Source organism: Chitinimonas prasina (assembly GCF_030160395.1).
Lineage (GTDB): Bacteria > Pseudomonadota > Gammaproteobacteria > Burkholderiales > Chitinimonadaceae > Chitinimonas > Chitinimonas prasina.
In genome coordinates, this window is the sequence record NZ_BSOG01000001.1 from 132052 (window position 1) to 152675 (window position 20624).

At 62.8% G+C, this 20624-nt stretch carries 19 protein-coding genes; 6 read left to right on the forward strand and 13 right to left on the reverse strand.

All coding sequences use genetic code 11. From position 1 onward, the window contains the following. Window positions 1-43 precede the first annotated feature (43 nt). A complete protein-coding gene (locus tag QQK16_RS00705) occupies window positions 44-1027 on the reverse strand; it encodes a serine/threonine protein kinase (protein WP_284194507.1) in 984 nt (327 codons plus the stop codon). An 80-nt stretch (window positions 1028-1107) separates the two neighbouring features. Here QQK16_RS00705 and QQK16_RS00710 point away from each other — a divergent pair, with 80 nt between their 5' ends. Next, window positions 1108-2355: a DUF1615 domain-containing protein gene (locus tag QQK16_RS00710; protein WP_284194508.1), complete on the forward strand. Its 1248-nt coding sequence runs from the start codon at window positions 1108-1110 to the stop codon at window positions 2353-2355. Window positions 2356-2445: 90 nt separating this feature from the next. Here the strand turns inward: QQK16_RS00710 and QQK16_RS00715 are convergent, their stop codons facing one another. Beyond that, complete coding sequence (locus QQK16_RS00715; RefSeq protein WP_284194509.1) at window positions 2446-3273, reverse strand: substrate-binding periplasmic protein; 828 nt, start codon at window positions 3271-3273, stop codon at window positions 2446-2448. Window positions 3274-3460: 187 nt separating this feature from the next. Between QQK16_RS00715 and QQK16_RS00720 the strand changes: the two genes are divergently transcribed. Beyond that, window positions 3461-4975: a helicase HerA-like domain-containing protein gene (locus QQK16_RS00720; protein WP_284194510.1), complete on the forward strand. Its 1515-nt coding sequence runs from the start codon at window positions 3461-3463 to the stop codon at window positions 4973-4975. A 215-nt stretch (window positions 4976-5190) separates the two neighbouring features. Beyond that, window positions 5191-5760 carry a glycine zipper 2TM domain-containing protein gene (locus tag QQK16_RS00725; protein WP_284194511.1) on the forward strand — a complete coding sequence of 190 codons (570 nt, stop codon included), beginning with the start codon at window positions 5191-5193 and terminating at the stop codon, window positions 5758-5760. A gap of 138 nt (window positions 5761-5898) precedes the next feature. On the opposite strand, the gene QQK16_RS00730 is transcribed toward QQK16_RS00725, so the two are convergent. Genes QQK16_RS00730 through QQK16_RS00750 form a run of 5 tightly spaced genes read right to left on the reverse strand, consistent with a single transcriptional unit; the run spans window position 5899 to window position 10016 of the window. Beyond that, window positions 5899-6840 carry a 2-hydroxyacid dehydrogenase gene (locus QQK16_RS00730; protein WP_284194512.1) on the reverse strand — a complete coding sequence of 314 codons (942 nt, stop codon included), beginning with the start codon at window positions 6838-6840 and terminating at the stop codon, window positions 5899-5901. Window positions 6841-6853: 13 nt separating this feature from the next. Then, window positions 6854-7996 (reverse strand): 2-methylaconitate cis-trans isomerase PrpF family protein, encoded by a 1143-nt coding sequence (locus QQK16_RS00735; protein WP_284194513.1) that lies wholly within the window; start codon window positions 7994-7996, stop codon window positions 6854-6856. 17 nt (window positions 7997-8013) lie between these two features. After that, window positions 8014-8391, reverse strand: coding sequence for a hypothetical protein (locus tag QQK16_RS00740; RefSeq protein WP_284194514.1), 378 nt, complete (start codon window positions 8389-8391; stop codon window positions 8014-8016). Between the two features lie 4 nt (window positions 8392-8395). Next, complete coding sequence (locus QQK16_RS00745) at window positions 8396-8740, reverse strand: phage holin family protein (RefSeq protein ID WP_284194515.1); 345 nt, start codon at window positions 8738-8740, stop codon at window positions 8396-8398. 52 nt (window positions 8741-8792) lie between these two features. Then, on the reverse strand, window positions 8793-10016 hold the full coding sequence (locus tag QQK16_RS00750; RefSeq protein ID WP_284194516.1) for a multifunctional CCA addition/repair protein: 1224 nt from the start codon (window positions 10014-10016) through the stop codon (window positions 8793-8795). Window positions 10017-10253: 237 nt separating this feature from the next. Between QQK16_RS00750 and cysK the strand changes: the two genes are divergently transcribed. Together cysK and QQK16_RS00760 are read left to right on the forward strand one after the other, a co-directional pair. Then, complete coding sequence (gene cysK, locus QQK16_RS00755; protein WP_284194517.1) at window positions 10254-11183, forward strand: cysteine synthase A; 930 nt, start codon at window positions 10254-10256, stop codon at window positions 11181-11183. 195 nt (window positions 11184-11378) lie between these two features. Continuing rightward, window positions 11379-12320, forward strand: a complete 942-nt coding sequence (locus tag QQK16_RS00760) for a hypothetical protein (RefSeq protein WP_284194518.1) — start codon at window positions 11379-11381, stop codon at window positions 12318-12320. Between the two features lie 58 nt (window positions 12321-12378). Here the strand turns inward: QQK16_RS00760 and QQK16_RS00765 are convergent, their stop codons facing one another. From QQK16_RS00765 to QQK16_RS00790, 6 genes are all read right to left on the reverse strand, one after another. Next, window positions 12379-13770, reverse strand: a complete 1392-nt coding sequence (locus tag QQK16_RS00765) for an MATE family efflux transporter (RefSeq protein WP_284194519.1) — start codon at window positions 13768-13770, stop codon at window positions 12379-12381. 366 nt (window positions 13771-14136) lie between these two features. Then, window positions 14137-14481 (reverse strand): hypothetical protein, encoded by a 345-nt coding sequence (locus tag QQK16_RS00770; protein WP_284194520.1) that lies wholly within the window; start codon window positions 14479-14481, stop codon window positions 14137-14139. A 392-nt stretch (window positions 14482-14873) separates the two neighbouring features. Next, window positions 14874-15326 (reverse strand): D-aminoacyl-tRNA deacylase, encoded by a 453-nt coding sequence (gene dtd / locus QQK16_RS00775; RefSeq protein ID WP_284194521.1) that lies wholly within the window; start codon window positions 15324-15326, stop codon window positions 14874-14876. Continuing rightward, window positions 15323-15682: a DUF4870 family protein gene (locus QQK16_RS00780; protein ID WP_284194522.1), complete on the reverse strand. Its 360-nt coding sequence runs from the start codon at window positions 15680-15682 to the stop codon at window positions 15323-15325. Before QQK16_RS00780 ends, dtd begins: the two co-directional genes overlap by 4 nt. A gap of 151 nt (window positions 15683-15833) precedes the next feature. Then, the gene (locus QQK16_RS00785; protein WP_284194523.1) at window positions 15834-17234 is read right to left on the reverse strand and encodes an L-serine ammonia-lyase; all 1401 of its coding nucleotides are present in this window, start codon (window positions 17232-17234) and stop codon (window positions 15834-15836) included. A 299-nt stretch (window positions 17235-17533) separates the two neighbouring features. Beyond that, the gene (locus QQK16_RS00790) at window positions 17534-18289 is read right to left on the reverse strand and encodes a class I SAM-dependent methyltransferase (protein WP_284194524.1); all 756 of its coding nucleotides are present in this window, start codon (window positions 18287-18289) and stop codon (window positions 17534-17536) included. Window positions 18290-18330: 41 nt separating this feature from the next. Here QQK16_RS00790 and QQK16_RS00795 point away from each other — a divergent pair, with 41 nt between their 5' ends. Beyond that, window positions 18331-20616 carry a DNA internalization-related competence protein ComEC/Rec2 gene (locus tag QQK16_RS00795; RefSeq protein ID WP_284194525.1) on the forward strand — a complete coding sequence of 762 codons (2286 nt, stop codon included), beginning with the start codon at window positions 18331-18333 and terminating at the stop codon, window positions 20614-20616. Window positions 20617-20624: the final 8 nt, after the last annotated feature.

Consider the following 20624-nt stretch of genomic DNA (forward strand, 5'->3'; position numbering starts at 1 on the left):
AGCCAGTAAGTGGCGCCGGATGTTCAAACATCAAGCCCATCGTTCAAACAGGCCATAGCGGCGGTTCTTCCATCTGCGCTACCTGTTCGCGCAACTCCAGCATGCGCTGGCTCCAGTAGTGCGCCGTGCCAAACCAGGGAAAGGCCGCAGGAAAGGCCGGGTCGTCCCAGCGGCGGGCCAGCCAGGCACTGTAGTGCAGCAGGCGCAAGGTACGCAGTGCCTCTATCAGATGCAGCTCGCGCTGGTTGAAGTCACAAAAGTCTTCATAACCCGCCAGTACGTCGGCCAGTTGCCTGACTTGATCCTGTCTCTCGCCCGACAGCAACATCCAGAGATCCTGTATGGCCGGGCCCATGCGGGCGTCGTCAAAGTCGACAAAATGCGGGCCGGCGTCGGTCCAAAGGATATTGCCGGCGTGGCAATCGCCATGCAGGCGCAGGCTTGCCACTGCCCCAGCTCTATCGTAACAGCGGCGCACGCCATCCAGCGCCTGGCGGGTCAGCGCCTGGTAATCCTCGCGCAAGTCTTGCGGAATGAAATCGCTGGCCAGCAACCAAGCCACGGATTCATCACCAAAGCTGGCGACATCCACTGTCGGCCGGCTTGTAAAAGGCCGGGTCGCGCCCATGGCGTGGATACGCCCCATGAACCGGCCTATCCACTCGAGCACGGCCGAATCATCCAGCTCTGGCGTACGGCCACCACGGCGGGGAAACACAGCAAAGCGAAAACCCGCGTGATGGTGCAGGGTCTGCCCATTGATCTGCATGGGCGCCACTACCGGAATCTCCTCGGCCGCCAGCGCTGCCACGAAGTCATGCTCTTCGATGATCTGGGCGTCGGTCCAGCGGGCTGGTCGGTAGAACTTCACCACCAGCGGCGGCGCATCGTCCATGCCCAGCTGGTAGACACGGTTCTCATAGCTATTGAGTGCCAGCAGGCTGCCACTGGCAGGCAGGCCCAGATTCTCCACCGCCGTCAGCAGGCAATCAGGAGTCAGGGTTTCGTAAGGAGGGGGTAGTGACATACCGCTATTGTACGCAGGCTCGCCGTCGACGCTGGCATATCGTAGGATGCGCCTGCATATATCTTTAGCTAGTAGCCAACGTGTCCACTTTGCGTCTCTATACCGCCCTGCTGTCCAGCCTCTTGCTGGCCGCCTGCGCCAGCACCCTCGATCCGCAGCAAGCGCCGGCCCCCGTCGTGGCAGCACAGCCGGCTGTCAGCAACGAGCCAGCCATTGCGCAGGCCCCACCTACACCGCCACCGCCGCCGGCAAGGCCCGATGTGGTGGCACCCACCGCGCCAGCCGCCACGGCACCAGCCTGGAGCAACCCCAAGCAGGGCCGCGCCCTGCTGAACCGGCTGATGCCGGACAAGATCAAGGACAGGGCCGGCTGGAGCAACGATATCTTTGCCGCCTTCGAAGCCCTGCGCATACCCTATACCGCCGAGTATTTCTGCGCCGCCACCTCGGTCATCGAGCAGGAATCCAGCTGGGAGGCCGACCCGGTGGTGCCCGGCCTGGGCAAGATGGTGTGGAAGCAGATAGAACTGAAGGCCGACGAAAAAGGCATACCCATGCCCCTGGTGACCGCCGCACTCAAGGTCAAATCCAGCAACGGCCAGAGTTTTCGCAGTCGCATAGACAAACTCCGCACCGAGCGCGAGATGAATCTACTGTACGAGGAAATGTCGGCCGAAGCCGAGAGTTTCGGCGTCTCGCTCAGCAGCCAGAATCCGGTACGCACCGGCGGCCCCATGCAGGTCAGCATCGACTTTGCCACCAGCCACGCCCGCGCCTGGCCTTATCCTTACCCGGTCAGGGAAAGTATGCGGCGCGAAGTATTTACCCGCCGTGGCGGCATCTACTTCGGCATTGCCAACCTGCTGCACTACCAGGTGCCTTACGATACCTTGTTCTTCCGTTTCGCCGACTATAACGCCGGCCGCTATTCCAGCCGTAATGCGGCTTTCCAGGCAGCCGTCGCCAAGCTCAGCAAGCGTAAGATAGACCTGGACGGCGACCTGCTGCGCTACAGCGCTGGCCGCCCCAGCAAACAGCCCAGCAGCACGCTGGAAGCCATCCGCCCCCTGGCCGGCAAGCTCAAACTCAGCCCAGCCGAGATAGAGCGCGACCTGCTGCTGGAAAAAACCAACAACTTCGGCCAGAGCCCTCTCTACCAGCGCCTATTTGCCCTGGCGGACACTGCTGCCAGCAAGCCCCTGCCACGCGCCATCGCACCGCAGATACGGCTATCGAGCCCCAAAATCAGCCGCAAGCTGACCACCGAGTGGTTTGCCAAGCGTGTGGATTGGCGATACCAGCGTTGTTTGGCGAAGGTCGCTAGCTGAAGAGCGGCACAGTGCTTGGACTGCATTCCCCCTGGCAACTCAAGCTGGTGCGGACTATTGCCCTGATTTCGTCTCGCCAGCAGCGGCTCGCTAGTCCGCCTGCTTGCGCCACAACTGGATATTGCGCGCCAGCAGTTCCTCCATCACCTTGTCCTGTGCCAGCTTATGCATGGCGCGCGCAATGCGCCCGCGCATCTCGCCGGTATTGCAGACCGATTTATGCGACAGGGTCAGGAAAAGATCTTCATTGGTGATGGGCACAGTCGCCGCCTTGAGCCCGCGCACCCCCAGCTTGGCGGCATAGGCAAGCCCGGGGGCTTCCTCGTAGATGACGTAATCGGCCCGCCCCAGCCCCAGCATCTTGAGTGCGCTCTCCACGCTGGCTACCTTGTAGATATCCAGGTGCTTCTTGGCATAGGTATCGAAGGCTTCGCCAAAGCTGTTGTTGATGACGGTAATACCCTTGAGCCGGCTCAGGTCCGACCACTTGCGGTACTTGATACCCTTGGTGTCCTGGGTCCAGATCACAGTGCGGGTGGTGGCGATGGGCGGCTGAAAGTAGTCCATGTACTCCAGCCTGGGCAGGGTAAAGAAGGCGCCGGCGATCATGTCCACCTTGCCGTGACGGGTTTCCTCCTGCACACGGCCCCAGGGGCCGGCATATTTGACGCTAACCGGCACGCCAATTTCCTTGCTCAGCAGCTGCATCATTTCGGCGTTGGCGCCTATCAGGCGGCTCTCGTCAGCCGGGTCGCGCCACAGATAGGGTGGGTATTCGGGGTTGCCCGAGATCAGCAACTGCTTGCAAGGCTCATCCGCAGCAAGGGCTGGCATGGCCGCCAGCAACAGGCCTGCGAGCAGGCACAGACTGTGCACCGTTGCCCTGGTGTCAACGCGTGGCAGGTAACGACCGGTCATAGCAATACAACCTCGGCATGCTGGGGCAGTTGCCTTGCAGTTTAGAGCCTGTTCATGATTTTTTCGCACCAGCGTCGCAAACGCCAGCACAGGCCATCGGCGTGGCTTGCCGTCGGGGTGGCATGGTAGTGTAATTGCCCAAGCGGGCATGCTTGCCCCCTGCCCATACTTTTCTACAGGACATCCCATGACTGCAGCCCTGCTGATCGCCAAAGCCGGCCCCACGCCCATTGAGATACTGCCCGCCCTGGCCAACCGCCATGGCCTGATTACCGGCGCCACCGGGACCGGCAAGACGGTGACCCTGCAGCGCATGGCAGAGGGATTCTCGCGGGCAGGTGTGCCGGTATTCATGGCCGATGTGAAGGGTGATCTAGCGGGTATTGCCGCCGCCGGCAGCGACAACCCCAAGCTGTCAGCCCGGCTGGCGCAGCTGGAAATGCAGCTGGACTATGCCGCCTGCCCTGCCATGTTGTGGGACGTCTATGGCGAGGCCGGCCACCCGGTGCGCGCCACCATTTCGGACATGGGGCCGTTGCTGCTGGGCCGCCTGCTCAACCTCAACGAGGTGCAAGCCGGTGTGCTGCAGCTGATTTTCAAGATTGCCGACGACAACAGCCTGCTGCTGATAGATCTGAAAGACCTGCGTGCCATGGTGCAGTACGTGGGCGAGAACGCCAAACAGTTCACCACCGAATACGGCAATATCTCGGCCGCCAGCGTTGGGGCCATCCAGCGCGGCTTGCTGACACTGGAGACCCAGGGCGGCGACAAGTTCTTTGGTGAGCCCATGCTCGATATCGCCGACCTGATGCAGACCGATGGCCAGGGTCATGGTGTCGTCAACATCCTGGCTGCCGATAAGCTCACCAATGCGCCCAAGCTGTATTCCACCTTCCTGCTGTGGCTGCTGTCCGAACTGTTCGAGCAGCTGCCAGAGGCCGGCGATCTCGATAAACCCAAGCTGGTATTCTTTTTCGACGAGGCTCACCTGCTATTCAGCGATGCACCGCCCGCCCTGGTCGAGAAGGTGGAACAGGTGGTCAGGTTGATACGCTCCAAGGGGGTGGGCGTGTACTTTGTCACTCAGAACCCGCTGGACATACCCGAGACCGTGCTGGGTCAGCTGGGCAACCGGGTGCAGCACGCCTTGCGTGCCTTTACCCCGCGCGACCAGAAGGCCGTCAAGGTGGCCGCAGAAACCCTACGTGCCAACCCAGCCTTCAATGCCGAAGCGGCCATCATGGAACTGGGTGTGGGCGAGGCGCTGGTGTCGTTCCTGGACGCCAAAGGCAGCCCCAATGTGGTCGAGCGCGCCTTCGTGGTGCCGCCGGCCTGCAGGCTCGGCCCACTGAGCCCGGCAGAGCGCCAGGCCCTGATCGCCAACTCGGTACTGGCTGGCCATTATGAAGCTGCTGAGGACAGGGAATCGGCCTACGAGAAGCTACGCGGCAGCAAGGATGGTGCCGCTGCGGCCAAGGCCGGGTCGACCGGCCAGGCTGCACCTGCCGAAGCAGAGGGCGGTGGCCTGCTGGATGGGCTGGGCGCTTTCCTGTTTGGCCGTACCGGCCCGCGTGGCGGCCAGCATGATGGGGTAGTTCAGAGCGCGGCCAAGAGCATGGCACGCACCATGGCGAACGAGGTCGGCAGGCAGATACTGCGTGGTGTGCTGGGCTCCATCGTCGGTGGGCGCAAGCGTTAAACCTTGCCTTTGCCCGCGACAGGTACTTGCCTGAGGCCCGCTGCGGCCACCCTGTGGATAACAACCCAGCCCACAACGTAGATCTCAAGCAATCTCAATCAATACAAGGCGATATCCCTATCGCCTTGTTTCATTTGTCATAATCAGTTCAGCTTGCATTCAGCCAGCCATGGTCACAATGCCCCCTATCAGCCAATGTGATGGAGCAATGCGGGATGAACAAGTCCATGCTCACCGGGATAGTCATCGGCGGCACCACTGCGCTGTCACTGGGCGCCGCAGCCGGCTACCAGGCAATCAAGGGCCCGGATTACGCTGACGTCGTCCAGGTCGCTGCGGTACACGAGACCGTCAAGGTGCCCGTGCAGGTTTGCCAGCAGGTGCAGGTCAGCCGCCAGGCCAAGGTCAAGGATGAACATCGAATTGCCGGCACCGTCATCGGCGGTGTGCTGGGTGGTGCGCTGGGCAGCCAGGTAGGCGGAGGCAATGGCAAGAAAGCCGCCACCGTGATCGGCGTGCTGGGCGGTGGCTACGCCGGTAATCGCATACAGAAGAACATGCAGGAAAAAGACCGCGTCAGCCATAGCGAGCAACGCTGCAAGACCGTGCTGCGTACCGAAGACAAGCTGCGCGGCTACGACGTGCAATACCGCCTGGACGACAAACTGGCGGTGATCCGGATGGCGCAGCCGCCCACCAGCAACCGTATCCCGGTAGAGGATGGCCAACTGATGCTCAGCGCCGTCACGGCCCCGCCTGACACCGCACCCGTTGTAAGCAACTGATACACCGATTGATTTCTCTGTAACTCCCTGCTCGGGGCGCCTTGTGCGCCCCTTTTTTTTGCGTGTGGAGCGCCAAGGTTAACTTGGCGCCCACCCAGCCCTCACCGCCCAGCCCTGACTGAAGTCCGTAGCAGACGCTCAGTATGCGCGCTCGCGATCCACCAGACCGGGCACTGTCTCACCACGCAACAGTGCGCGTAACTTGCCGGCCACCTGGCGGGCCGACGGGCCAGGCAGCGTGGCAGCCGCAATATGCGGCGTCAGCACGATAGCCGGGTGGTGCCAGAACGGGTGTTCCTTGCCGGGTGGCTCCTGACCCAATACATCAAGTTGTGCCCCTCGCAGATGGCCTGCATCGAGCAAGGCCAGCAGCGCCGATTCTTCCAGCTGCTCGCCGCGCCCGGCATTGATCAGGGCAGCACCCTTGGGTAAGCCGGCCAGGCGCTCATGGTTGAGCAGACCATGGGTTTCGGGGGTGTTAGGCAGCAGATTGACCAGCACATCGGTTGCGGCCAGCAGGGTGGGCAGGGTGTCCCAGCCATGCAGGCAGCGCACACCTGCCAGCTCGCGCGGGCTGCGGCTCCAACCGGCCACCGCATAGCCCAGCAAGGCCAGGGTACGGGCGACTGCACCACCTATCTCGCCCAGGCCCAGCACCGTCACACGCAGGTCGGCTGCGGCCCTGCCCGGTAGTGGTTGCCATTGTGCATCCGCCTGCTGGCGGGCATAGCAATCCAGGTCACGCTGGTAGCGCAACACCCCGGCCAGCACGTATTCGCACATCTGCTGTGCCATGCCGGCATCGGTCAACCGCACCAGCGCCACCCCAGGAGCCAGGTCGCTGCGCTGCAGAAAGCGGTCTATGCCCGCCCCCAAGGCGAACACGGCGCGCAAGTTGGCAAAGCGGCCAAAGAGACCTTCGGGTGGTCGCCAGGTGGCAAGGTACTGTACGCGGGCCGGGTCGACCTCGGCAGGCGCCGCAACAACATCGAAATCAGGTAGCTCGGCCGCAAACAAGGCTTGCCAGCGTTCGCCGTTATTCGGGGTATGCAGATAAAACAAGGGGTTTGCAGCAGTCATATAGGCATCCAGTTCAATCAGCCAGTGGCACCCAGGCCTCGCCGCGCATCAATACGCGAGCACTGCGGGTCAGGCGGGAGGCCACCACCTGTTCACCGTCCAGCACGGTGACTATCTGGTTCACCCCACTGGGGTGACCGAAACATAAGGAGCGAGATATCAAGGGCTGGCCCAGCAATGCACTGACCAGCGTGCCGGGCAAGGCCGCTGCCGCCGCCAGCGCTATGGTGCCGGTGCCGGTGAAGCCGTGGTGCAGCTTGCCCATGGAAACAATACGAGCCAGCAGATCCAGCTGGCCGGCCTCAAACACCCTGCCATCGACGGCGGTAAACCCGGCCGGCGGGGCGATCCAGCACAGCTTGGGATTGCTGGGCCGTTCACGGCTGGCCTGGGCAGGTGTTGCCGCCAGCCCCATGGCCACGGCAGCCTGGGCGCGCAGCGACTCCAGCTGCGCCAGCAGGCTGGCATCGGTGTTGACGTCCTGCGGCTGCTCCAGGCCGGTCAGCCCCAAATCGGCAGCCCGCAGTATCACCAGGGGGTTGCCGGCGTCGATGAGCGTGGCGTCGATCTCGCGCTGCGGGTGCAAGCTCAGCTTGTCGATGCGACGGCCAGTGGGAAACAAAGCGCCCGATGCCCCGCCGGCCGGGTCCAGAAACACCAATTGCTGCGGCGCCCCGGCAAAGGCAACGCCATCCATGCCGAATTCCCCCTCCTGGCATGGCAGGCCATCTCGCATGGCCACCTCGGCCACGATCACCTTGCCGGTGTTGACCTGCCAGATGCGTACCGTGGCCACGCCATCATGCGGCCCCGCCACCAGCCCCTCCAGCAAGGCAAACGGCGCGACAGCGGCCGACAGGTTGCCGCAACTACCCGACCAGTCTATCTCCCCACCCTCCACTGCGATGTGGCCGAACAGATAGTCCACATCACAACCTGGCTGGCGAGAGGTACTGATCAGCGCCACCTTGCTGGTGGACGATATTCCGGTTCCCAGGCCATCGATCTGCCGGCTATAGGGGTCGGGGCTACCTATCAACCGGCTGAGCAGGCGGTCGCGCAGTGTGATATCGGCAGGCAAGGCATCCGCACGAATGAACACCCCCTTGGAGGTGCCACCCCGCATCAGCGTGGCGGGTAGGCGATGGAGTGGCATGGTGGTTCCCGCGAGGATCAACGGTGCTCGACGATGTTGCCACCATCGAGGATATAGCCGGCACGGCCTTCGACATACTCGACAAAGACATTGCCGGGCGCCAGCGACAACGCGCGCTCCAAGCATGCGGCGGTCAGCCGCATGGCGGCCTCCCTGGTCTCGGCAGGCCGGCCCTCGAAGGCCAGCAGCCGCACCAGCGGAGAATGGCTATCCACTGGCTGCGACTGCGCCACCTGCCCACCGACCGCGTAATGGCCCGGCTGCAGCACATGCCAGCAGGACCAGACATGCTGTGGCTCGCATTGAAACACGGCAGCCAGTTCCTGGTTCAGCTCGGCCAGGATGCCGGGGATATCGGCCTCGACCGGCAGACTGCTGATGGTCAGCACGGGCATGCTGTCAGTCCTTCTCTAAGAACAGCCGCGTTGCCAGCCAGCAGAACACGCTGTACACCACAGCGCCGACTATGGCCATGGCAAAGCTGCTGACGGCGAAACTCTTCAGCACCTCGGCCACCAGCCAGAAGCAAAAACCGTTGATCACCAGAGTGAACAAGCCCAGGGTCAGAAAGTTGACCGGCAGCGTCAGCAAAAGCAGTACCGGCCGTATCAGCAGGTTGACCAGCCCTAGTACCAGCGCAATCCAGAGTGCCGACAGGAAACTGTCTACCTTGATGCCGGGCAGCAGATACGCCACCAGCAACAGGCTAAGCGCATTGATTACCCAAACCGCCAGCAGCTTCATCGTCTTTTCCTCCCTCTCCCATACGTTTTCATTCAGGCGGTGCCGCTCGCCTTCAAGCTGCCTCGGCCGCTTTTCGCAGTTCGGCTATGGCGGCAATACGCGCCTGTCGTACCACCTCGGGTATCTGCGCCTTGTCCTCGGTGGCTGCCGCCAAAGCGCCTGCATCCACAGCGGCGGCGGCATCGCGGCAAGCCAGCAGGTAGGCATGCTGGGGGTAGGCTGCCGTCTCGAAGGTGGGTCGGCCACGGGCATCTGCCACGCAAGCATCCAGCATACGGACAAAGCGCTCCGGTTTGCGTAAGGCGTCGCAACGGGCCAGCAGTTCCATCACGGTGGCGGGGCGCAGCTCTTGGGCCTTGTGCACCAGGCCATGCTCGCGGCACACCATCAAAGCCAGATCCCGGCAATCATTGGGTGCGCGCAGGCGTTCCGACAGCTGCTCCACCAGTGCCACTCCCCGCTCCTCATGCCCGATATGGCGGGGCCATTCCGCCTCGGGCGTCGTGCCCTTGCCCAGATCGTGGCAAAGGGCGGCATAGCGAGTATCCAGCGGCCAGCCCTGGCTGGCAGCGTAGTCCAGCACCCGCATGGCATGGTCGCCGGTATCGATCTCTGGGTGCCACTGGGCAGGCTGGGGTACGCCAAACAAGGCGTCCAGTGCTGGCATCAGCCTGGCCAATGCACCGCACTCACGCAACACCATCAGCATCCGCGATGGCTGCGCCTCCATCAGGCCCTTGGCCATCTCGGCCCACACCCGCTCAGGCACCAGATGATCCACTTCGCCCATGGTAACCATCTCGCGGCACAGCTTCATGGTCTCGGGTGCCACTTCAAAACCGAAGCGCGCCGCAAAGCGGGCCAGCCGCAGTATCCGTACCGGGTCCTCCACAAAAGCCGGCCCCACATGCCTAAGCAGCCTGCGGGCCAGGTCATCCTGGCCGCCATAGGGGTCCACCAGTTCGCCATCCTCGTCCTCGGCCATGGCGTTGATGGTCAGGTCGCGCCGGGCCAGGTCATCCTCCAGCGTCACATCGGCTGCGGCATACACGGTAAAGCCCTTGTAGCCGTGGCCGGACTTGCGTTCGGTGCGGGCCAACGCGTACTCGGCATGGCTCGTGGGATGCAGAAACACCGGGAAATCCTTGCCCACCGGCTTGTAGCCCTGCGCCAGCATCTCGTCAGGGGTGGCGCCTACGACCACGTAATCGCGATCCTTGACCGGTAAACCCAGCATCTGGTCGCGCACTGCGCCACCCACGGTATATATCTTCATGGTGCTTCTCATTCAGGCAAGTGCTGCCCCCAGGCAGCAGTAAAGCATTGATACAACTGGCATATCCATCTACAGCGCAGCCATGGGAAACAACACGCAAGCGCATTCCTCCCCAAGCACGCCAACTGGCTTGCAAGCTTATTGTATCCCTGCCCGGTCGCTGGCCTAAAATCACGCACCAGGCAGGCGCCCGCCCGATCATCAAGTGGCCGCCACTTACCCCTACAGGAGTCCTCCATGCGCATTGCCCACGATATTACCCAACTGATAGGCCACACCCCGCTGGTGCAGCTCAACCGTGTCACCCAGGGCTTGGGGGCACGTGTGGTCGCCAAACTGGAGTTCTTCAATCCCTCACACAGTGTGAAGGACCGTATCGCCGTCAGCATGGTCAACGCCGCCGAGGCCAGCGGCGCACTCAAGCCGGGCGCCACGCTGGTGGAGCCTACCTCGGGCAACACTGGCATAGGCCTGGCCATGGTGTGCGCGGCCCGGGGCTACCGCTGTGTGCTGACCATGCCCGAAACCATGTCCAAGGAGCGGCGTGCCCTGCTGCGTGGCTATGGTGCCGAGCTGGTGCTGACACCGGGGCCAGAGGGCATGACCGGTGCCGTCAACAAGGCCAGGGAGTTGGCCGAAAGCAATGGCTGGTATATGCCACAGCAGTTCGAAAACCCTGCCAACCCCAAGATCCATCGCGAAACCACGGCTGAGGAAATCTGGAACGATACGGATGGCCAGGTCGATATCCTGGTATCGGGCGTGGGCACCGGAGGCACCATTACTGGCGTGGCCGAGGTCATCAAGGGCCGCAAGCCCGGCTTCAAGGCCATTGCAGTGGAACCGGATGCCAGCCCGGTATTGAGCGGCGGCGCCAAGGGCCCCCACCCCATACAGGGCATAGGCGCAGGTTTTGTACCGGCCGTACTCAATACCAGCAGCTACGACGAAGTCATCCGCGTGGCCAACGAGCATGCCTTTGCCACCGCCCGGCGCATGGCCACTGAAGAAGGCCTGCTGGTGGGCATCAGCTCCGGCGCCGCCGTCTGGGCCGCCCTGCAGGTGGCCGCCAGACCAGAGCATGCCGGCAAGCTGATTGTGGTGATCATCCCGTCCTTTGGCGAACGTTATCTGTCGACCGCCCTGTTCCAGGGACTGACAGACTGATGGAAAGTCGTGGCGGCAAGGGAGGTCCATGCCGCCACCCCAGTAACTTATCCACAGGCTGAAAACCGCATCAATGTAGCCACAAACGGCTTTGTTGCTTGCGCCAGTTAAGTGTCATATTCACACTCCAATACGCCTCCAATGATGACGACATAAGGCTAAGATACGTGCCTCATCTAATAAGGAGGATGCCGTATGCAGTTCAACAAGATAACCGCTGTACTTTGCCTGGCCACCAGCCTGACTGCGGCTGCCGACATCGCCATCGACAGTACCGGCGCTGCAGTGCAGTTTGCCGGCAAGGACAGCCTGCAGGTCAACAATCTCCACGTCCCCGGCTACGGTAATTACAGCCTGCGCTTCAAGTGGGACCCGGTCAGCCTGAGCTTTGTCTATGACCCAGCCACCCTGACCCTGGCCTCGCAAAGTCGTTGCAGCAAGCAGGTCTACCAGCTTTCCGACACGTTCTCTGAGCACATCCAGGCTTCTACCCGGGTGGTGGACGGCGTTGAATATGGTGGCCTCAGCGATGTTGCCACCAAGTCACTGTCCGACTGGACTGTCACCAATGTCTGGACCAACTTCACCGTGGTGTGGGCCAAGACGGCACTGCAGGCCGACAACCCCTATCTGAAGGGTCAGACCGTAGCCAACTTCGACCCTAACAAGGGCTATGGCTTTGTCAGCACCTATGGTGACTATGGTTTCAAACACCACGATCTGGTTGAAGTAGGCGGCAATCTGGATACCGAAGACTTTCTGCTGATCAAGCAGGTCAACGGCAGCAACACCGCCATCTTCGACAAAGGTGCACGCCGCACGGGCAGCTTCGGCTGCGCCTCCAACACCGGTACCTACTACGAGCACAGCACGTCCAAGGCATCGGTGGTGATGGCGGGCGATACCGCCGCCCTTACCAGCGGTTACAACACACTCAAGACCTCCTGGTCCATCAGCACTGGCATAGGCAGCGTGGGTGCCTCATCTGATAGCCGCGCCAAGTCTACCCACGACTACGGCGGCCTGGAAAAAGGCGACAAGCTGCTGGTGCGCGACATCGGCAATGGCTTCAGCATGGTGGCCGTCGACGAAAGTGGCAAGGTATTGGGCAGCCATCTGGTCATGACCATGTATTGATGGTTCCGGGCTTGCTGCATCCCCCAAAACAAAAGGCCCTCACGGGCCTTTTGTTTTGCTATGGCGCATGCCGTAACAGGCGGCGTCGCGACAATCGATCCAGGAACCAGGTCAATCCCAGCGCAGCCACGGTCAGCCCCACCACCAGCGATATCCAGAAGCCTTGCGCTGCCATCGGCTCCTGCTGCCACGGCAGCCAGTCTGGTGCCAAGCCAAGTATGCAGCCCAGCGGCAACGAGAAACCCCAGAAGGCCGCCATGTGAATGACCATGGGCGGGCGGGTCACCTTGTAGCCCCGGATAGCTGAACTGGTCGATACCTGGGTGGCATCGGACAGCTGGAACAGCGCGGCAAAGATCAGCAAATGGGCTGCCGTCGCCGCCACGGCGGCATCGCTGGTGTAGGCAGCCGCAATCTGGTGGTTGAACAGGGCAATAAAGGTGGCCGAAACCATGGCAAAGGCCAGCGACACCCCTACCCCCACCCAGGCCCTGAAGCGCGCCGCGGCCGGATCGCCTTCGCCCAGGGCGTGGCCTATGCGGGTGATCAAGGCCACGCTCAGACTCAGCGGCACCATGAACACCAGCGATGAAAAGTTCAGGGCAATCTGGTGCGCTGCCACCTCGGCAGCACCGAACTCGGCCACCAGCAGGGCGATAAGGCCAAAGGCGCTGGACTCGGCAAAATAGGTCACGCCTATGGGCAAGCCTATCTGCAACAGTTTGCGTATCTCCGGCCCGTGCGGCGCCTCGTAGCGGGTAAACGGCCAAGTCTGCCGATAGACCGGCGACCGTTTCATCCACCACAGCAGCGCCAGCAGGTTAAACCAGACGCAAACCAGCGTGGCCCAGGCACACCCCACGCCGCCCAATCTGGGCAGGCCAAACTTGCCGTAGATCAGCAGCCAGTTAAGCAGGATATTGATGCCCAGTGCCAACAGGGCAATCACCATCATGGGCTTGGTCTCGTTAAGACTGGCGCTGTAGCCATACAGCACGCGGTAGCAGGCGAAGGCAGGCAGGGCAAAGCTGGTCACCTGCACAAAAGCCTTGGCCATGTCGCGCACCGCAGGATCCAGCTGCATCACATCGAAAATCAAGGCCGAAGCCTGGGCTGCCAGCAAGGCCACCACGCCCACACCCAAGGCTTTCCACAGCGCCTGCCGCACCACATGCGGTATCAGGTGATGCTCTTCCGCCCCCACGTGATGGGCCACGGTAGGATTGACCGACATCATGACCCCCATCAGGGTCACGATGATGATGGACCAGACCGAGGCACCCAGCGACACTGCCGCCAGATCCTCGGCACTGGCATGGCCAGCCATGGCCACATCGGCCACGGCCATGCCAACGGTAGCCAACTGGCCTATCAGCATGGGCCAGGCCAATTGCCAGAGCGCGGCGGCTTCAGTCTTGATGGCTGGCGTAGTAAGGCGTTTCAAGGGCATGGGGCAAACCGGATCTGCAAACACGGTCTTCCATTCTAGCCCGCCTTGGCTTAAGAGCCTGTTCAAGATCTTTTCGCCTCGCGCCGGCCCGCTGGGCTAATCTGGAAAATGGCCAGGCACAAGGCGTGGTGCGCAGGCAATAACAAGTTATTGCCAAGCGCCACAACGCAGTGAATGGCCATTTTCCAGTTCAGCCCTTCGGGTTCGCAGCCTTGCCGGCGAATGGCAGCGTTGCAAGCCGCTGACGGTACCCGTACCGCTGCGCGGCTTGCGCCTTGCCCTTCATCCGGCAAGGTTGCGAACGACGCGGCGAAAAGACCTTGAACAGGCTCTAATCGCCCCGTGACGGTGCAAAGGCAGAAGGACTTAGCTGTAGTGGCCCTGCCCGGCAATACTGGCTTCCAGGGACAGCTCCCGGCCAAAGCGCTCGCTCAGTGCCAGGGTCTCGTTCAGGGACAGGTCCAGTATCAGCAGGCTGCCATCCGGAAGACGTTCTATCTGGGCCTCAAAATACAGCGCTACCTCACGTGCCTTGGCCAGCAAGGTCTGCTGGCCCTTGCCTGCGCTCAGGCGTAGCCAGTTGCGGCCAGCATGGCGGCGTGCCAGTTGTTGCGACACGGTGCGGGCATCAATGGTGGCGTCGTGCAAGACGGTGCGGTCACTGCCGTAGGTGTTGTAAGCGGACGCGGAGGTATCGAGACAATCAAACATGGTGGGCTCCAGAAGCGTGTTACGACAGCGTGCCCGGCCACCGGGCGTCGCTTTAGCGGGTTAGGTTCGACGGCTTACCGTCACGCGCCCCGCAAGTTGTCGATTAAATCGGCGCGTTTACTGCTGTTTTGGCTGCATAGGGCCAGGCAAACGCCTGATCCGAAAAACAAAAAACCCGCTGCCTGAGGCTAGCGGGTTGGAGCGCATGCGGTACTGGACCGTCTTGACGCTGACCACGCTTTAGCCGCATTTATCAAGCGCCCGCAAGCTGAGGGTCAAATCGGCGCCAAGGTCTGCAATGTATTACGACTACACCCGCAACGTCAACGGGTGTTTACCGCCAGCGCCGCCATGGTCTGCAGCAAGCGGCGGCGGTCAGGCGGTGTGAGAGGTTACTCGGGCGCGCGGCTATCCAGCATCAGCGTGACTGGGCCGTCATTGACCAGGCTGACCTGCATGTCGGCGCCAAACACGCCTGTGGGGACGGGTTTCCCCAAAGCCAGGGACAGGGCTGCGACAAAGCGGTCGAACAGCGGCTGCGATACCGGCCCCGGCGCAGCGCGGCTCCAGGAGGGGCGGTTGCCTTTCTTGACGCTGGCAAACAGGGTGAACTGGCTGACAGCCAGCACCTCTCCACCGACATCGAGCAGGGAACAGTTCATCACCCCCTGCTCGTCGCCAAACACCCGCAGCTTGCAGAGCTTCTGTACCAGCCAGCCGATGTCAGCCTCGCCATCATCGGCCTCGGCCCCCACCAGCAACAGGAGACCGGGGCCGATGCGGCCGACGGTCTGGCCGTCGACCGCAACGGCTGCTTCGCTGACGCGCTGCAGCACTACCCTCAAGCTTGCGGCTCCCGGTTGTCGTTCAGGCGCAGGAAGCCCTTGACCAGACGGTAGACCATCCACAGCCAGGTACCAGCACCCACGATGATGGCCAGCGGAATACCGATCAGGGTGACAAACAGCAGGCTGGCGAGGATGCAGCCTGCCAGCGAGTACCAGAATATCTCGATCTGCCAGCGGAAGTGCTCGGCCAGCCAGGTTCCCCTGGCTTCGTCACGCTTGACGTAGGCAATGATGACGCCGATCAGGCCAGTAGGTATGGCGGTCATCAAGGAGACGGCCAGCAGGATATAGACTGCCAGCACCAGATTCTTCATTGAACGTTCGGCCTCGTCGGGCAATAGGACTTGTGACATGGTGTTTGCTCCCCTTTGTTGATCAAGCAGGCTCCAGCTTATCAAAGCTGGCCGGCGCTGCAGTGCTTCCGCGACAGTCAGCGCCAGCAATGGCCTGGGTTACCGCCAGGCGGGAATGAAATGCATGTCCCACCGGCTGCGAACCGCCTGGTCAGCATTCCACCACGTTGACCGGCACTTCAACGATGTCAATGGCGAGGCCGCCTCGTGCGGTTTCCTTGTACTTCACATGCATGTCGCGCCCGGTATCGCGCATGGTGCGTATCACCCGATCCAGCGAGATATAGTGCGTGCCGTCGCCGCGCAAGGCCATGCGCGCCGCATTGATGGCCTTGATCGACGCCATGGCATTGCGTTCGATACAGGGCACTTGCACCAGGCCACCCACCGGATCGCAGGTCAGGCCCAGATTGTGTTCCATGCCGATCTCGGCAGCATTCTCCACCTGTGCCGGCGTACCGCCGAGCACTTCGCACAGGGCGCCTGCCGCCATGGAGCAGGCCGAGCCCACCTCGCCCTGGCAGCCGACCTCAGCACCGGAGATGGAGGCATTGGTCTTGAACAGGATGCCGATGGCGCCTGCGGTGAGCAGGAAGCGGACTATGCCGTCTTCGTTGGCACCCGGCACGAAATTCACGTAATAGTGCAACACGGCCGGCACGATACCCGCCGCCCCATTGGTAGGCGCCGTCACAACCCGGCCACCACCGGCGTTTTCCTCGTTGACAGCCAGGGCGTAGAGGTTGACCCAGTCCAGCACCGTTAGCGGATCACGCAGTGCCGCCTCGGGCTTGCCGGCCAGTTGCCGGTACATATCATAGGCGCGGCGCTTCACCTTCATGCCACCGGGCAAGATGCCTTCGGTACGGCAGCCACGCTCCACACAGGCATGCATGACCTGCCAGATGTCCAGCAGCTTGGTTCTGACTTCGGCCTCGCTGCGCCAGGCCAGTTCGTTCTCCAGCATCAACTGGCTGATAGGCTTGCCATGGCGCTCGGCCAGCGCCAGCAACTGCGCGCCGGTGGTAAAGGGATGCGTCAGCACTTCGGCCGTCGGTGGGGTAAAACCGCCTTCCACCGCGTGCTCATCCACCACAAAGCCGCCCCCCACCGAGTAATACGCACGCCGCTCCAACTCGCTGCCCTCAGCGTCGTAGGCACTAAAGATCATGCCATTGGGGTGGTATGGCAGGGTCTTGCGCTTGTGCAATACCAGATGCAGCGGCTCGTCGAACTCGATCTCATGACTACCCAGCAACTTGAGCCGCTTGCTGGCGCGTATGGCTGCCACCATGGCGGGCACCTGATCGGTATCCACCAGCTGCGGCTCCTCACCCAGCAGGCCCAGTATCACTGCGGTATCCGAGCCGTGACCCTTGCCGGTAGCCCCGAGCGATCCATACAGCTCGGCACGTATGCTGGCCACCTTGGGCAGCAGGCCTTCGCGCTCCACCCGCTGCATGAACTGCCTCGCTGCACGCATGGGGCCTACGGTGTGAGAGCTGGACGGCCCGATGCCGACCTTGAACAGATCAAAAACGCTGATAGCCATACTGATGTCTCCACGCCGCGCTTGGCGGTCATTTTCTGGTAGTGCCACCGGGGTGCCGGTGCCTGGGTCGCGCGTAGTCTAATCGTGGCAGACTACAGATGCACGCAGCTTTGCCGCCGCCCACCATCGGCCCGAGCCGGCCAACCCGGCAGCGCCAGTTTTGCCCCGCAACTCTCGCCCTGGCGAGGCCGTCCCCACTGTGCCAGGAAAACAATAAGCCATTGATTCAAATCATCAATAAATACCAGATAGCGAGCAAGGACAGAGACCGAGGACACAGGATACGTCCCTATTAGGACTTACCCTAGGTAGATATCAAACCGCACACTATCGCCCTCCAGGCTATAGCTGGGCTTGGCGCCTGCCAGCAGCGGCGCATGGCGCGGCCGCTTCACCACTACCCGGCCGGTTGCCAGTGCTCTTGCCGGCAGCAGCAAGGCATCGGCATCGGCATCGGCCCCCACTACCTGCTGAAAGGTCTGCATCTCTTTCTTGGACAGCGCCGATTTGGTTTTGGTCTCCGGGAACATCGGGTCCAGATAGATCACCTCGGGCCGGGCGGCCGTCCAGGCCTGCATCAACTCGCTGGCCATGCCGTGGTGCAGACGCATGCGGCTGGCAATGGCGGCCACCTCATCGCTGGCCTGTGCCCGCAGCAAGCCATCGGCCAACAAACTGGCCGCCACCGGCGATCGCTCCAGCATGTCAACCTGGCAGCCCAACGAGGCCAGCACAAAGGCATCCCTGCCCAGGCCAGCGGTGGCATCCAGCACATGTGGCGTGCTACCGCCCTTCAGGCCGCAAGCCTTGGCTACGCCCTGCCCCCGTCCACCGCCATGCTTGCGCCGCCAATCTGCCGCCCCACCCACAAAATCCACAAAGACCGGGCCCGGTGCGCCCTTGCCCAGGCTGCACAAGGCCAGCCTATGGGCATCCAGTACCAGGGCGTGACCTTGCTCTGGCAAGGCATCAAGCAGCACAAAACCGTAGTGCGCCGCCAACTGTTGGGCATGGTCACGGCGCTCGGAACTGGAACAAAACAATGGGGGCAGCATAGGATAGGGTCTGGGCCGTTACCGGCCGTACAAGGAGAGCCATGCGGCTGGTCATTATCGCATTCGTGGCGGGTGTCGTCTGGCTGCAGTTTCAGGCAGCCTTGCCACCGCTATGGCCGGGCCTGCTGCTGGCCGCCGTGGCTGCGGCCTGTGCCTGGCGTCAGCCGCGCTGGCGAATAGGCCTATGCCTGCTGGCTGCCTTGGGGCTAGGTGCCAGCTACGCCACCTTGCGGGCCGATATCAGGCTGGCGCAGCAACTGCCAGGCAGCCTGGAACTCAAGCCACTGCAGATCGAGGGCGTGGTGGCCGGTCTGCCCCAGCCCAGCCAGTACGGCCCGCGCCTGCGCTTTGCAGTGGACCAGGCACCGCCCGGGGTGCCGGCCTTGCTGCTGCTGAACGACTACGCCCGCCCAGCCCAAGACTGGCATGCAGGCGAACGCTGGCGCCTGACCGTGCGGCTCAAGCGCCCCCATGGCAGCCTGAACCCCGGCAGTTTCGACTACCAGGCCTGGCTGCTGGGCGAAGGCATAGGCGCCACCGGCAGCATCGCCAAGCGCCATCGTAGCCTGCTGGATGCCCATGACCAAGGCCCCGGCTCGCTGCTGCACCGCAGCCGCGCCTGGCTGGCGCAGCGCATACAGCAGCAGTTGCCGGAGCAGCCCTTTGCCGGCGTGATTGTCGCCCTGGTCATCGGCGAGCAGTCAGGCATCAGCCAGGATCAATGGCGCCTGTTCAGGCAGACCGGCATTACCCATCTGGTCAGCATCTCCGGCCTGCATGTCACCCTGGTCGCTGGGCTGCTCGGAGCCACCGTCGGCTGGCTATGGCGACGCTCCGCCCGTCTCACCTTGCAACTGCCCGCCCGCAAGGCCGCCCTGATCGCCGCCGTGGCGGGGGCATTGGCCTATAGCGTGCTGGCCGGTTTTTCGGTGCCGACCCAACGTACGCTCTACATGCTGGTAGTGGCGGCCATCGCCCTGGCCAGCCATCGCGCGCTGTCCATCTCCACCATCTGGACCCTGGCGCTGGGCACCACGGTGTTGCTCGACCCCTGGTCGGTGCTGTCTGCCGGTTTCTGGCTGTCTTATCTGACCGTGGGCGCCATGCTCTGGGCGCTGTCTGGCCGCCACGGCCATTCGCAGGGCTGGCGCCAGCGATTGCTGCAATGGGGCGCGGTGCAATGGGCCGCCACGTTGGGCTCGTTGCCACTGCTACTACTGCTGTTCCAGCAATTGCCGCTGGCCTCGCCTCTGGCCAACGCCATCGCGATACCCCTGATCAGCAGCGTCGTTACCCCGCTGTCCCTGCTGGGTGCGCTGGACCCTACAGGCCTGTTGCTGCAATTGGCGCACTGGCTGCTGACCCAAACCCTCTGGCTGATCTCGCCGCTGGCAGAAAGCCGCCTGCAATGGACCCAGGCCGCCCCGGCAGGCTGGCTGATACTACCCGCCGCCCTGGCCACGGCCCTTCTGCTGTTGCCACGAGGCGCACCGGGCAAACTGGCCTGCTGCGCCTTGCTCCTGCCCCTGCTGCTGCCCTTGCACCAGGCAATGCCGCAAGGCCACTTCCGCGCCACCGTCTATGACGTGGGCCAGGGCTTGGCCGTGCTGGTAGAGACACCCCGGCATGCGTTGCTGTTCGATACCGGCCCCGAGGGCGGAGGTGGCCGTACCGTGCCATCGGCCCTGCGCGCCAGCGGCATCAAGATGCTGGACGCCTTGGTATTAAGCCATGACGATGGCGACCACACCGGCGGTGCCGCACTGGTGCTGCAGGAGGTCGGCGTTAACCGCATCGTCGGCACTGCACTGGCCGCCAACAAGCTGCCCGCAGGCCGCCCCATTCCGCCTCACCTACCCTGCCGGGCTGGCCAGCAGTGGGTATGGGATGGCATACGGTTCGCCATGCTGCATCCACAAACGGATGGCGGCATGGCGGGCGACGACAACGCCAACAGCTGTGTACTCAGGATCAGCGGGCCAGGTGGCAGCCTCTTGCTGCCCGGAGATATCGGCATGAAGGAAGAAGCTCTGTTGGTCGGGCAGGCGCAGAACCTGACCGCCGACGTGCTGGTGATACCCCACCACGGCTCGGACACCGCCTCCAGCCCTGCCTTCATCGATGCCGTATCACCCCGCCTGGCCATCGCCACGGCAGGCTATCGCAACCACTTCCGCCATCCCAGACCCGCCGTGGTGGCACGCTACCAGGCCGCAGGTGCCAAGGTGCTGCGCAGCGACGTGGACGGCGCGGTACGGCTGGACTTTGCTCCGGATGGGTTGGCGGTGAACAGCTGGCGGGAGATCAAACGGCGGTACTGGCACTGACCTGGCTG